The sequence below is a fragment of the Kibdelosporangium philippinense genome (genome assembly GCF_021390435.2).
GTDB classification, from domain to species: domain Bacteria; phylum Actinomycetota; class Actinomycetes; order Mycobacteriales; family Pseudonocardiaceae; genus Kibdelosporangium; species Kibdelosporangium philippinense.
On record NZ_JAJVCN010000004.1, the window covers coordinates 638,668 to 651,881 of the forward strand.

Annotated in this window: 11 protein-coding genes; 4 read left to right on the forward strand and 7 right to left on the reverse strand. The window is 62.5% G+C overall.

What is annotated here, in order from left to right; genetic code table 11:
• Positions 1-26: 26 nt before the first annotated feature.
• Positions 27-959 carry a hypothetical protein gene (locus LWC34_RS45805; RefSeq protein WP_233731546.1) on the reverse strand — a complete coding sequence of 311 codons (933 nt, stop codon included), beginning with the start codon at positions 957-959 and terminating at the stop codon, positions 27-29.
• Between the two features lie 1,098 nt (positions 960-2,057).
• Positions 2,058-2,381, reverse strand: a complete 324-nt coding sequence (locus LWC34_RS45810; RefSeq protein ID WP_233731547.1) for a peptidase inhibitor family I36 protein — start codon at positions 2,379-2,381, stop codon at positions 2,058-2,060.
• Between the two features lie 717 nt (positions 2,382-3,098).
• On the opposite strand from LWC34_RS45810, the gene LWC34_RS45815 reads away from it, so the two are divergent.
• Positions 3,099-4,346, forward strand: a complete 1,248-nt coding sequence (locus tag LWC34_RS45815) for an IS701 family transposase (protein WP_233726421.1) — start codon at positions 3,099-3,101, stop codon at positions 4,344-4,346.
• A gap of 513 nt (positions 4,347-4,859) precedes the next feature.
• Here LWC34_RS45815 and LWC34_RS45820 read toward each other — a convergent pair.
• The 3 genes from LWC34_RS45820 to LWC34_RS45830 all read right to left on the reverse strand — a co-directional run bounded on the left by LWC34_RS45820 (position 4,860) and on the right by LWC34_RS45830 (position 7,543).
• On the reverse strand, positions 4,860-5,096 hold the full coding sequence (locus tag LWC34_RS45820; RefSeq protein WP_233731548.1) for a hypothetical protein: 237 nt from the start codon (positions 5,094-5,096) through the stop codon (positions 4,860-4,862).
• 612 nt (positions 5,097-5,708) lie between these two features.
• Entirely contained in the window at positions 5,709-7,166 is a 1,458-nt protein-coding gene (locus LWC34_RS45825) for an IS1380 family transposase (RefSeq protein ID WP_233722402.1), read from the reverse strand.
• Positions 7,163-7,543 carry a hypothetical protein gene (locus LWC34_RS45830; protein ID WP_233731549.1) on the reverse strand — a complete coding sequence of 127 codons (381 nt, stop codon included), beginning with the start codon at positions 7,541-7,543 and terminating at the stop codon, positions 7,163-7,165. Before LWC34_RS45830 ends, LWC34_RS45825 begins: the two co-directional genes overlap by 4 nt.
• A gap of 474 nt (positions 7,544-8,017) precedes the next feature.
• Between LWC34_RS45830 and LWC34_RS45835 the strand changes: the two genes are divergently transcribed.
• A complete protein-coding gene (locus tag LWC34_RS45835; protein WP_233731550.1) occupies positions 8,018-8,971 on the forward strand; it encodes a MarR family transcriptional regulator in 954 nt (317 codons plus the stop codon).
• 439 nt (positions 8,972-9,410) lie between these two features.
• Here LWC34_RS45835 and LWC34_RS45840 read toward each other — a convergent pair whose 3' ends face one another.
• Together LWC34_RS45840 and LWC34_RS45845 are read right to left on the reverse strand one after the other, a co-directional pair.
• On the reverse strand, positions 9,411-10,136 hold the full coding sequence (locus tag LWC34_RS45840) for a DDE-type integrase/transposase/recombinase (protein WP_233734076.1): 726 nt from the start codon (positions 10,134-10,136) through the stop codon (positions 9,411-9,413).
• 18 nt (positions 10,137-10,154) lie between these two features.
• Complete coding sequence (locus LWC34_RS45845; protein ID WP_233731551.1) at positions 10,155-10,349, reverse strand: hypothetical protein; 195 nt, start codon at positions 10,347-10,349, stop codon at positions 10,155-10,157.
• Positions 10,350-10,694: 345 nt separating this feature from the next.
• Here LWC34_RS45845 and LWC34_RS45850 point away from each other — a divergent pair, with 345 nt between their 5' ends.
• Together LWC34_RS45850 and LWC34_RS45855 are read left to right on the forward strand one after the other, a co-directional pair.
• A complete protein-coding gene (locus LWC34_RS45850; RefSeq protein ID WP_233728168.1) occupies positions 10,695-11,525 on the forward strand; it encodes a transposase family protein in 831 nt (276 codons plus the stop codon).
• A gap of 183 nt (positions 11,526-11,708) precedes the next feature.
• Positions 11,709-13,025 (forward strand): ISL3 family transposase, encoded by a 1,317-nt coding sequence (locus tag LWC34_RS45855; protein ID WP_233724452.1) that lies wholly within the window; start codon positions 11,709-11,711, stop codon positions 13,023-13,025.
• The last annotated feature ends 189 nt before the right edge of the window (positions 13,026-13,214 follow it).

Here is a 13,214-nt window from a genome sequence, read left to right on the forward strand (position 1 = left end):
CCACACCTTCTCCCGCTGCGCCGGCCTCAGCTGGTGGCGGCCGAAGCATCACCGGCTAAGTCCGATCCATCGGTTTCATCCTCCATGATGGGGATACCGGCACGATGCTTGTATAGCTGGGTCGCGGTACAGGCAAGGGACACGGTGGCATCGAGATCCTCACGCAGAACCTTCAAGTTGCATTCCAGCACCAGAAGGCCTGCCTCGTCCGGGTGCTCAGAAACGTGGACGCGATCGAAGACGCCCTGTACCCGACCGTGCGCAATCGAACTCTGATCACTGTACATCCACTGGTAGATGTGCCGAGGAATGGAGATCGGTGTTTCAGATTTCCATTCCGGAGCATTCAGTGCGGTCTCGACCTCGCTGATGATTTCGTGGATCGTGAGTTTGGGCGGAAGTCTGCCAGTGGGGACTCGCAACTCGTCCTTGATGTCGTCGCAATAGTCCTTCAACTGCTGCACGATGGTATCTGCCCCATGCGCCAGTTCTTCGCGTACATCACTGTCCTGGTTTACCTCTTCCAGGAAGGGGTATCGGCGCTCGGCAATGTAGTTGCGCCGGGTCGTGTACCGCTTGCGCTGCTGATCAGCCTCTTCCATACAGACTCGCGCGAGGTTGCGCATTCGCTGGTCATGATCATTGGATGCCAGCAACCAGATGATGCGCCAAAGGTTCTCGTTGGCCGATCGCAGCAAAGTGAACCCCGCGGCATGCGGGCGCTCCGAGTTGCGCACATCCTGGTTGAGTCGGCGAAAGGCGTTGAGATGATCGGCAGCCATGTAGAAAGCGCCGTAAACCGGCGAGGCGAGTGCAACCCCATGCGCGCTGGATCGCTTGACGTCCAACTCGCTGCCGGGCCTGGGTTCCGGGAATCTCGAAAACCAGGCATGAAACGCATGGACCCTTTCGAGGAGATCTCTGAAGATTTCCTCCTCTGCCAGCAACTCATCGTTCACTCGCTGAGTGTAACTACTCACGCAACGCTATATCTCCGAGGATCAGGACCGTTGGTCGGTGGTCGACGCCAGCGGTGCAATCGTCTCCTCCAGCATCGGTGCACGGCACCCTTTAGATCAACCCGTCAGACAATCAATCCTGTCCATTCCGCTATAAAACGGTCGATGTGCAACTTCCGCGCGGTACCTGATCAAGTGGTCACGTCGTGGTCATCTGGCCACGGAACTGGTCATCTGTGTGCGGAAGCTACAGCATAAGTGTAGGTTCCTAGGTTTTTCTTCATTTGATCTTCGATTCCGCAGGCACGATGCTGGTTTTCTCATCTAGTTTACATTGGTGCCGTTTCAACGGTTTTTCGTTTTCCTCGCAGATATCTGGCGTGTGGCGTCGACGGGTCCGTGTGGGTGAATGTGGACGCTCGGCTATCCGCTCCGGTCCTGGCGCTAGGTTCACTCTGTCGAGGGAACTCTGTTGTGCTCCCGTGGGTCCGTTCGTTCCTGACCGTGGGGCATGTGAAGGTGGCCGTCATGCATCCACGGTGTGTGATGACGGCGCTGTATGGGTAAGGTTTGTTGACTGTGCCCGAAGTGAGGGCGCGCGTTGAGGCCATCCAGTCGATGGTGGACAGCGGGGTTTGCCTTCGGTGCGGTGATTGTTTGCCCGAGTGGCCGGACATCTCTCACACGATCGGTGACGCGTGTCTGCCGATCTGCACCCCCTGTGGGAACAATGAAGCGCTTGAGCAGGTCCACAATGGCGGGTTTGTAGGACCGGTTGCGGAGTGGCCGACGTTGCCCGCGCCGCCGCGACGGAGCCGTTTGAGACTGTGAGCTGTACGAGTCTGTGTTGCTTGGTCTTCACGTGTGTGGAGATTCGGCGTGTGTTGTGTTCCACGAACGCGATCGAGGACAGCAAGCCCTGTAGTAAACTAATAACGCAACGACCCCGCTTGTAAGTTGTCTTCTGTGAGGGAAAACAATCTTACTCGACCGGGGTCGTTGCCCTATTTTGAGGCGATCAAGTCGTCAGAATAACGCTCCATGTAAGTGGCTCGCCTTACTGGCTTATTCGCGGACACGAGCCCATGGTCGCGTCATTCAGAAGCATGTATTGACCGATGAAGCCGCGTCGTTGTACCTCCCCATGTCCTTGATGGAAGTTCCACGGCCGAGGCGGGCGATCATCATGCCGTGGAAGTTTGTGTCCTTCCACAGACAAACGAAGTGATCGGTTGGAATAGATGATCCCTTGTAGTAGACAGACGAGATTTTCTCGTTCATCCCGTGCTTGGCCAAGTCCGGGATTTGGAGTGTGTTCGTATACATTCCGCCACCCTTGTAATTGGCGTCGACGTACAGACATAGGTCCCTGCCGCATTTCCACGGAGCGGCGGCGGCAGCCGGTGCCGCGACTGCAGTCATTCCCGTTAGTGTTACCACGGCAGCAGTTATAAACTTGCCGATGCGACGATTCCGATTTCGCAACACGGTCTCCTAGCGATGGTCGGTAAAGCGTGAAAAGCTAAACACCAGTGACACTTTAAGGGAGGTGCTGCTCGACAACCAGGAGGTGATTGCCTTGTTGGCGTAAGCGCGCCAACAAGCGTGTGGTGCTCTCCACACGATCTCAAGGTTGTCCTGTCATGATCAAGGGTGCTGGTCGTGGGCGGTTGAGCGGTGCTGCTTGCCGTGCGATGTGGTCGATCAGCTGGTCATGGCCAGGTTGCGCATCTGCGCCACACCGCAGGTGGCGTACCAGAACGCGTTGGGCGTGCGTTGGGTTGAGGATCAGTACGTGGTCGAGGATTTCGCGGCGTAGTGTGCCGATGACTCGTTCGCAGTGGGCGTTTGCTTCGGGGTGCTTGTGGTGGTCTTGAGGATTTTGATGTTGTTCATGGGTTCGACATTGCTTTCTGCTCGTGGAATTTGTGGTGGATTTCGTGAAGTGCCGCGCGGTGTCCTTCGGGTGTGAGGTTGTAGTACTCCAGCTGTAGTTCGTGATGTTGCTGGAGGGACCCGGTGACATGGGTGCGGCCACCACGTTGATCATGATTGTTTGTGAAGACATACCAAGATCGCGTGGTGGCCGCAGCCGCTAGCGTAGACCTGCGGATCGTGCAGGCGAGTGTGGGGCGGTTGCTGGACCAGGTCGCGGGCCGGTTCTGCCGGGTCGAGTCCCGCCGTCGTGCGGCTCGGTTCGTGACGGGATTGCTGGCGGAGTTGCCGGACAAGAACTGTTGGACCATCGCCGAGCATGTCGGTGACGCGTCGCCGGCGGGGATGCAGCATTTGCTGTCGCGGGCGGTGTGGGATGCCGATGGTGTCCGCGACGACGTTCGGGACCATGTTTTGGAGGCGTTGGCTGATCCCGGGGCGATCCTGGTGGTCGACGAGACCGGGGATCTGAAGAAGGGCACCGAATCGGTCGGGGTGCAACGCCAATACACCGGGACCGCGGGCCGTATCGAGAACTGTCAGATGTCGGTGTTCCTGGTCTACGCGAGCGACGCTGGGCACGCGCTGATCGACCGGGAGTTGTATCTGCCCGCCTCATGGGCCGCCGATCCCGCCCGGCGGGCCGGGGCCGGGGTGCCCGAGGACACGGCCTTTGCCACGAAATCGGTGCTGGCCCGAGAGATGATCACCCGGGCGATCGATGCGGGGACGCCGACGCGGTGGGCAACCGGGGACGAGGCCTACGGCAAAGACGGTCAGCTGAGGGCCTTTCTTGAACAGCAAGGGTTGGGTTATGTGTTGGCGGTGGCCTGTGATCACCAGATCACCGCTGGGCGGGTCAAGATCCGCATCGACCAGATCGCCGCGAACCTTCCCGACGCGGTATGGCAACGCCTGTCGGCCGGACCGGGCGCGAAAGGACACCGCTACTACGACTGGGCATGGATCGACCTCAACACCGAGCACCACGATCAGCCGGGGCATCGGTGGATGCTGATCCGCCGCAACCGCCGCACTCGCGAGCTGGCGTTTTACCGCTGCTACGCACCCACCCGGGTCCGGCTGGGCGAGTTGGTGCGGGTGGCCGGACGCCGCTGGAGCATCGAGGAATCCTTCCAGACCGCCAAGGGACAAGTCGGCCTGGACCAGCACCAAGTCCGTACCTGGATCTCCTGGTACCGGTGGACCACCCTGGCCGTGCTCGCCCACGCCTTCCTCGCCGTGAGCACTGCCCTGACCCGCGCCGCTGCCACTGTCGAGGGCCTGATCCCGTTGACACTCAACGAAATCAGGCGCCTCTACATCAGACTCGTTGTCGAACCAGCCCGCGCCGCCGTGGACACCGAGGCCTGGTCCCGCTGGCGACGAGAACACCAATACCGAGCCCAACAAGCCCATTACCAGCGAAAATCCGATCACGAACCCGCATGATCACGATCTACAGCTGGAGTACTAGATGGCTGCGGTTCCAGGCCAATTTCCTCGCGAGTCCTGACCAATCCGGCCTCCAGCAGTTCCCCGATACCGGCCAGCGGTCGTCAACCCCGGGCCAGTGGCTGACACGTAGCCAACGGTTTTGGTACGCAAGCAGCATCTCAACATCGGTGGTGGGGAACACCGAGCAGGATCACCGCATCCGGCGGCAGCCTTTTCCGAGCTCGCATCGCTGCCTCGCCGTACGACTGTGGGCCACGGCCATCGTCGTAGTGTGATTGGGCATTAGGCCCGATCGCAAGCCGACGACGGGCACGTCGAGGGCCGTTCGGGTGGTTCATTGGCATCATGGTCAGTCGTCATTGTCTATGTGTCCCCTGGGGTTTCCAGGTGTGATTGTTCGTGCAACCGATGTGTGGACGCGTCGTTCCCGGGGCGATCGACTCACTCGTCCGGATCCCTTGGCTGATTGACCAAATTGGTCGCGGCAGATCGGACTTGGCCGAGCGATCAAGATGGAATGTCAGGAACATGCGGGTTAGCGAACGCCACCTCGCTGATGCCTGTACCCATCAGTGCGAAAGTTGGTTGGCCGTGGGCATCAACAAGCAGGATGCGCTGGGTGAACATGGGCGGCGTGGACGCATCGAGGGGTGCCACGTTGTGCGCGCTGGCAAGTTCGAAGAGCGCGTAGGTCACTTCACGGATGGTTGTGAAGTCAGGGTCGGCATCGATCGAGAGGCCCATGACCCGGATCTCAAGCATCCGTGACTGAGGCAATACGGCAATCAAAGTCCGCGCGTGTCCAGGGGCCGCCGTCGTTGCGTAGTTCAGCAATGTCGTCCGCCAGTCGCACCGCAGCTGCCTCCACGGTGTAGCCAAGACCGACTCTGGCACACGCGCCCTGCAACACATAGCAATCCACTATGGACTCAAACCAAGTCACGACAGTTCTTCTCCCGAATGATCGTGCGGCCGTACAACGAACCCGGTGGCGCGGCTATATGGGTACAGGAAGCTTGTGTGTTAACGCCGCATGCGTGTTCCGGAACGACGTCGACGCATGCGGCGATGACATTTCAGTCCTTCGACCTTTATCCAAAAAGGATGGACGAATCCTTCTTGTTGAACAAGGGCCCGTTGCCGCGGACTCAGTGGTGTTCCTCGTGCAAGTTCATCATTGCGGCAGCTGTAAACCTTGATCATTCACGTGGGTGACGTGTCCGCCTGTGCCGGTTCGGATGTTGATCTTGAGTTGGTTGCTGTGTGGTGATGGTCAGGGTTCGAGCCCGGCCGCCGGTGTTGGCTGGGCGCCGGGTTGGGGGGCGGGCCTTTCAGGTCGAGGGGCAGGGACAGGGGTCATCGAGTTGGTGGTGGCAGGGCCAGCGCTGCCCGGAGGCAGGCGGCGAGAGGGTCGGCCCAGGGCCAGGTTTCCGGGATTTTGATCTTGCGTTTGCGTTGGCCGCGGACGATGCGGGCGGCGGTGTGCAGTAGCCGGTAGCGCAGGGTTTTGGGTTCGGCTTTGGCGAGGGTGCCCTCAAGGCAGAGCAGGCGCAGCCAGGCGAGCAGGTCGATGGCGATGGTGGCGGCCAGACACCAGGCCCGGTTGATCTCGATCTTGGTGGAGGGCAGGTGACCGAGGCCGGTTTGCTTGCCGCAGCGGACGTGGTCCTCGACTCGGGCGTGCGGGCGGTGACGGGCTTCCAGGAACTGGACGGTGGCGCCCGAACCGCTGCCCGGGGTGTTGGTGGCCACCAGTTGGTAGCGCCAGCCGTCGGCTTCTTCGAACAGGGACAACTGTGCGCCGGGGTGGGGTTTCTCACGACGACAGATGATCCGCAGATCGGCCGGCCAGTTCTCCAGTTGGTCCCCGTCGGGGTGGTGACGTAGTAGCGCGGTCAGTTCCACCACGCCGGCTTTGTCCAGCGGCCGAGGATCGCCGTGGTGATCGAGCACTGCCTGCCATGCCTTCGCGGGGACACGGCCGATCGCGGCTCGTTCCCGCGCACCGAGTTCCCAGCCGACGCTGTAGTGCGCCTGCCTGCCTGGCTTGGCGTTCAGCGCGGTGATGTACTTGATGAGACCGTGGGAGGCGCCCGCGCCGTCCACGGTGACTAGAAGGTTCCTTCGATGTTTCGCCGGGATCTGGGCGATCGCGGCGTCGAGGACCTCGAGGTGATCAGCTGTCGTGTTGGATCCGGCGCTTCCTGTGCGCAGCAACAGGGCCAGCGATTCGCCGGTGTTGTCACACATGGCCAGCAGCGGATGATGACCGAAGCTGCCCTTGTAGGTTCCCGCGGCGAGTTGTTTGTCCGAGTGCGCGATCACCAGCGAACCATCCAACCGGACCACCACGGTCGTGCCCAGATCACGGTCGGCCACCCGCGACGGCGGAATCCGGCCGTGCCGTCGCTCGATCAACGACCACACATGCTCGCGGATCCGGGCACGCACACGGGCGATCTTGTTGCGCTGCACCTGACCGACCGCGTCCAACGTGCGCCACAACGTCGGATCTGAGGCGACCGGCCCGAACAGTTCGGCCTGATCGCGCAGGACAGCCAGATCCGACAGGACCCGCCCGCCGTCAGCGATCAACACCGCGGTGTCGGCGAACACCCGGCCACGGTCATGCACCGGCATGAACCCACGCCGCGCCATCGCCCGCGACAAGCCTTCCGTCAACCCGGTGCGGTCGGCCAGCAACCGCACCGCCGCGGTCCCGGCATGACTGACCACGCCACGCCCACCGACTTCTACCGCCAGATCCCGCGACCACCCAGTAACATCCACGTCGAAAGTGCTCCAGAGCTTCATGGGTAAGAACAGGCATTAGCAACCTCATCTTCCCAGCTCAGGAGCACTTTTCCCTGTTCCGACACGGCGCCCGAATCAAGATCGCCATGAATACTCAGGGTAAATGCGACGACGCATGGCCAGCCGTCGTCGAGGCCGCGCCACTGGCCGACCCGCTGCCAACGGCCCTGGCAAGCGCGCAGCATTTCAACGTCGACCGAGCGGCTCCCTGTCACCTCATAGGCAGAACCATGCGGGGCGGTCAGACGTACCACGAGGTCGCCGTCGAACGACCTGTCGGCCGGAGTCCTTTCCTCCACCCACATTCCGGTGAACAACGCCACGTCGTCCTCGTCGGGACTGGCTTTGCCGATGATCTCGACCGCAGTTACGAGCATCGCCCAGACGTTGTCAGGGCATCGCATTGGTGGCGTTCCTTGCGACGGGACAAGGACTATCTTGTCCGATTGCAACGCTACGCGTACCTGTGTGTGGCCCTCGTGGGTTGACTGCGATGACCTAACAGGTGTTGTCGTGGGAACTTGTTCCGTCGACATGAGCGCGCGTCCCTTCGTTGCGGCGTAATGGCTTGGAAGTAGCCGACATGTATGGACGCTTCGTTGGCCCGTCGATGTCAACCCAGATGCGCGTCAACGGGCGAAATGGACCCATATGGGGCAACAGTTCCCGATTGCGTCGATCGTCTACACAAGACAGAGCGTCTTGTTTCGCACATACTGCTTGACTTCAACGGCTGAAGGAAGCGTTCATAGTCGCGTAGCCCGAACACACCGGCAGCGCACCGGGGGCCACCCACACCTACTCCGGCCGCGGCATGACAGCCACATCACCAGAAGCGAATCGAGGGAATCATGTTCAGTAAGACCCGCAACCGCGCACCACGCTCCACGGACACCCGCAAACCTGGCACTGCTGGCATCGTCTGGTCGGCCGGGCAACCCGCCGGTGAACCTGAGACCACCACGATCACCCGTACAGACGCCGAGGACAAGCTGTGGAGAACACTGCACGCCAGCCCGACCAGTACTGCCGCCGACCTGGCGGCAGCCGCGAAGATTGGGAAATCTACCGCGCAGAAGATCCTCGCCAGGTGGATTGCGGACCACCTCGTCACACGTACCACCGGAATCGCCGAAGGCACACGTCGCGCCGCCGACCTCTGGGCAATTGACGAAAGCACCACCGCGCAGCAAGCACCTGCCCCGTCGGACACGTCTTTGGCCCGCGATACCAAACCGACGGTTACTGCACATGCGGAACCGGACACCGATGCCGCCCCTACTACTGCGGTTTCAGAGACATCGTCCGCCGCCGACGTCACACCCACCGAGGGCGACGCCACATCGCCAACGGGAACTGATCCAACAGATATCGAACATCCCGACGCGACGGAGACAGACGCTTCAACCGTTGACTCGCAAGAGGCGATCGCCACCGACACTGCACCACAAATATCAACCGTTCCACTCGTCGTAGGACCGAGCGGGCCCATAGACCAGGAAGCTACGACTGGGGCCGCCGCCACCGAGCCGGAGCACCGTGCGGGAGCGGCAGCGAAGACGCCTTCGCGGTTGGCCCCCGGCGCACTGTGCGGGATGGTCGAGGACTACCTGCGTGACCATCCGAGTGAGGAGTTCGGTCCGGTCGCTGTCGCGAACGGGTTGGGTGGGAAATCATCGGGTGCAGTCAGCAACGCGCTGGACAAGCTGGTTCGAGTAGGCATTGCCGTGAAAACCAAGGACAAACCGAGGCGCTTCATGCTCAGCCCGGCTGAAGCGACGGCCCCTACGTCACCCAGTTGCTGAGTTCGGCAATGGCAAAGGATGCGGTTGTGCCGTTGACGATCACCCACCACGCCAACCGCATCCTAATGATCAGCGTCCAGACCATTCGGGTTCACGCGACGTTGCCGACCACGAAGCGCCTCGTCTGTCGGGTCGTACGCCCAGGACAAGCTGCCGCACGTCACCACCGCGAACGCGGCTCGCGATCTGGATCCGATCCGGGAGCCCTTGGCGAGCCGACGATCTCCTACCACAGATTTTCCAACGGGCATCTATCTCGGCGCGGTGTACGCGCAGCCGTTCCCGGAGCGGACCGACCGGATCATGCTCGATAGCAACCTCGGGCCATCCGGATACGACCGAACAGCCATACGGCTGCTCGGTCGTGGACAAACGGTGGCACAATCCACCTTTTCGATGGTCACGGCTGAGCGGTAGTTGTCAAGTCCAATTGAGACGGTTAGTGCCTACGGGGCTGCTGTTGCTCGATAGGCTGGTTGATCCAGGCCACCTCGGGCAACGCTGGTGGCCGAGGTCGGCGGGCGAAGCGCTCCGGATGCGCCGCGTAGGCTCGGTTGAGCGTGACCTGCCGCTGGAGGTGGATCTGCTCGGCGGTGCCGAAGTGCACCGAGGCCGGGGTGTGCATTCCGATCCCGGAATGCCGATGCTCGTGGTTGTAGGACAGGAAGAAACCCTCACAAAACGCGCGGGCGTCCGCGAGTGATCCGAATTGGTCGGGAAAATCGGGCACGTACTTCATCGTCTTGAACTGGGCTTCCGAATAAGGGTTGTCGTTCGAGGTTCGAGGGCGGGAATGAGACCGCAAGACACCGAGATCGGTCAGGAGTTCGGATACCGGTTTGGAGACCATCGCCCCGCCACGGTCGGCGTGAATGGTGTGCGGCTCGCATCTGTTACGTGCGACGGCATCGGCCAGGAAGTCCTTGGCCACGACTGCGTCCTCGGCCGCGGCGACCAGCCAGCCGGTGACATACCGGGAAAAGATATCGAGGATGACGTAGCACTTGTACCAGATCCCTTTCACGGGTCCTTTCAACGCGGTGATGTCCCAGGACCACACCTCGCTGGGGCCATGGGCGACCAGCTCCGGGCGGATCCGGGGTGGATGGGTCGCCTGGCGGCGGCGTTCGGAGACCTGGCCGGTGGCTCTGGCGATGCGGTACATCGTGGACACTGAGCACCATTACCGGCCTTCGTCCAGTTCACGGGCCCAGACTTGCGGGATGGCCAGATCCGCGTAGGCCGGGCTGGTCAGCAGGTCCAGCACCTGTATCCGCTCGGTGTCGGTCAGCGCCGCGGGCGGTAGCCGGCGGGGTAGCCACGGACCGTGTTTGGTTGCTTTCGGGTTGGTGCGTCGATAGCGGGTGGCTCGGGACATCCCGGTCAGCGCACAGGATTTCTGCACGGATATCTGGGCGTGGCGCAGTTCGGTGAACGCGGCCGTCAGGATGTCGTCGGCGGCTCGTCGTTGCCCGCACTCTCGGAAAGTTCTTCCAAGAGTGCGTGTGCTTTTCCCATGATGTCCAGCGCCAGCCGGGTTGTGGTGAGGTCGGCTTCCAGTGAGGTAATCTCACCAAGATTCTGGTTCGTTTGTTGAGCCGCGAAGCTGCTCGGACGAGCGCTGGTCGATGTGCTGGGGAGTGGTGAGACCCGGGGAAAGATGGGCGGGGAGCCCTTGGTAGAACTGGATTGCGAAGATCAAGTCCGGACCAGAAGGCTCCCCGTGATTGCGTATCGTGCCATGCTCGATGTCCCGCGTGAACTGGCCCTCTACCTCAGCCGGCTGCTGCACGCCGAACGCCGCCGACGCGGCACCCGCAAGAACAGCAGGGCGTTGACCTGCTTTCGCCACGCGGTGCTGGGCCTGCGCTGGTTCCGGCAGAACACCGACGTCCCCGCCCTGGCTCGCGATCACGGCATCTCCCGCGCCACCGGCTACCGCTACTTGGATGAGGTCGTCATCGTGCTCGCCGAGCAGGCGCCGGACCTGCATGAGGCCCTGCAGCGGGCCAAGGATGAGGGCACGGCCTACGTGATCCTCGATGGAAAGGTCTTCTCCGCCGATCGCTGTAGCGAGAAAACGTTGAGCGTGAAAGGCGAGCCGATCGACCTGTGGTACTCCGGCAAAGCCCGCGAGCACGGCGGCAACATCCAAGCGCTGTGCGCGCCGGACGGTTTTCCGTGGTGGGTCTCGGATGTCGAGCCCGGTTCACTCCATGACTTGACCGTGGCGCGCGAGCATGTGCTGGGTGCGCTGTACTGGGCCGCCTCGCACCTTGATCTGCCGACGCTGGCCGATGGCGGCTACGACGGTGCCGGCATCGGCGTGCACACCCCGGTCAAACAGCCTGCCGATGGCCAGGTCCTCGACGTGGACACCCGCACACGCAACGCTCTGCTGCGTGGCCTACGGTGTCTGGGCGAACGTGGTTTCGCCCTACTCACCGGACGCTGGCGCAGCCTGCGGCATCTCACCGCCAACCCCAGCAAGATCGGCGACATCGTCAAAGCCGCCCTTGTCCTCACGCATTTCGAACACGGCAAGATCGCGTGAAAGTCGCTGAGATCACCTCACTGTCATGCGATCCATGCCGACTGGGCCCTGTATGGCGGCTCTTCGAACTTGGCCGGGGTTTGACTGGGTCGTGAGGTTTCTGCCCAGTGTGAGGGCCCGTGGCTCTGTGCGTGATCATTTCTGTTGTCTACGCAGGAAGATCACGACAGAAGAGCCACGGGCATGGTTAACGATACGACCCGTCTGCTGGGCCTGGCCGGCCTGGTTGTCGTTCGGGTCGATGAAGCAGCACACGGTGGGCCGGTGGTCCATCTGGTCACCGCAGACGAGCAGGCCCGTGCTTGCCCGGGATGCGGCGTGACAGCGACCAGGATCAAGGAGTGGGTGACCACACAGCCGAGGGATCTGCCGGTGGTTGGCAGACAGGTCGATCTGCGGTGGCGCAAACGTCGCTGGCACTGTGACCAGCAGGACTGCGGCAGGAAGACGTTCACCGAGGCGGTCGAGCAGGTTCCGGCGCGGGCCCGGGTGACCGGTCGGTTGCGGCGGGCGGCCGGTGCGGCGGTGGCCGATGGTGGGCGCACGATCGTGCAGTCCGCTCGGGATCACGGCTTGTCCTGGCCGGTGGTGTCGGCCGCGTTCACCGCCCACGCCGCCGCGGTGCTGCCGGACAGGCCAGACCCGGTGGCGGTGCTGGGGATCGACGAGATCCGCCGGGGCCGTCCGCAGTGGACCTGGAACGACGACCAGCAGTGCTGGGAGGTCACAGTGGATCGGTGGCATGTCGGGTTCGTGGACCTCGCGGGCGGGCAGGGCCTGCTCGGGCAGGTCGAGGGCCGCACCAGCGTGGCCGTGCGGGACTGGATCACCCAGTGGGACCAGGCCTGGCGCCAGGGCATCCGGGTCGTGGCGATCGACATGTGCACCGTCTTCGCCGCCGCGGTCCGCGCCGTGTTACCACAGGCCAGGCTGGTCGTGGACCACTTCCATCTCGTGCAGTTGGCCAACCAGGCCCTCACCGAGGTCCGTCGCCGGGTCACCCTGCAGGTGCGGGGCCGGCGAGGCCGCAAAGGCAACCGGGAGTGGGAACTGCGCAACCGGCTGACCCGCTCGGCCGCCCGGATACACGAGAAACACCTCGACCCGATGATCGACGACCTGCGGGCACTCCCGACGGGGATCGGCACACCGATCCTGACCGCGTGGAACGCCAAGGAAGACCTGCTCGACCTGCTCGACCTGGCGCGCACCCACCCGGACCGGGCCGTGATCTGGCCCCGGCTGTCGCGGTTCTACGAGCGGTGCGCCACAGCCGGCCTGCCCGAACTGGAGCGACTGGCCAGCACGGTCTCGGCCTGGTGGCCCGAAATCCTCGCCTTCCTCGACACCGGCATCACCAATGCAGGATCCGAGGGCACCAACCGGGTCATCAAAACCGTCGCCCGCGACGCCTACGGCTTCCGTAACCCGGTCAGTCAACGTCTGCGCACCCGCTGCGCCACCACCCGCAAAGGCCGAGGATGCCTCAACCCCGCATAACTTCGAAGAGCCTGTATGGCTGGGTATAATAACTCAGGCGAGGCGCCTCGCTATTTATTTCGCTTTAAATATTGCTCTGCGGACCGCCACGGCTAACCGCCGCTGCCGCTCGTTCAGGTGCGGCAGCAGCACGGCGAACCGGCACTTGAGCTGGGACAGTGCCTCTTCCAAGATCGCCATACAACACCA

What these genes read in the sequence shown, in the direction of transcription:
- LWC34_RS45810 (WP_233731547.1), bottom strand. Translation starts at nt 2,381, where the DNA reads ATGACTGCAGTCGCGGCACCGGCTGCCGCCGCCGCTCCGTGGAAATGC.
- LWC34_RS45855 (WP_233724452.1), top strand. Translation starts at nt 11,709, where the DNA reads ATGGTTAACGATACGACCCGTCTGCTGGGCCTGGCCGGCCTGGTTGTC.
- LWC34_RS45845 (WP_233731551.1), bottom strand. Translation starts at nt 10,349, where the DNA reads ATGTCCCGAGCCACCCGCTATCGACGCACCAACCCGAAAGCAACCAAA.
- LWC34_RS45835 (WP_233731550.1), top strand. Translation starts at nt 8,018, where the DNA reads ATGTTCAGTAAGACCCGCAACCGCGCACCACGCTCCACGGACACCCGC.
- LWC34_RS45830 (WP_233731549.1), bottom strand. Translation starts at nt 7,543, where the DNA reads ATGCTCGTAACTGCGGTCGAGATCATCGGCAAAGCCAGTCCCGACGAG.
- LWC34_RS45840 (WP_233734076.1), bottom strand. Translation starts at nt 10,136, where the DNA reads ATGTACCGCATCGCCAGAGCCACCGGCCAGGTCTCCGAACGCCGCCGC.
- LWC34_RS45825 (WP_233722402.1), bottom strand. Translation starts at nt 7,166, where the DNA reads ATGAAGCTCTGGAGCACTTTCGACGTGGATGTTACTGGGTGGTCGCGG.
- LWC34_RS45820 (WP_233731548.1), bottom strand. Translation starts at nt 5,096, where the DNA reads ATGGGCCTCTCGATCGATGCCGACCCTGACTTCACAACCATCCGTGAA.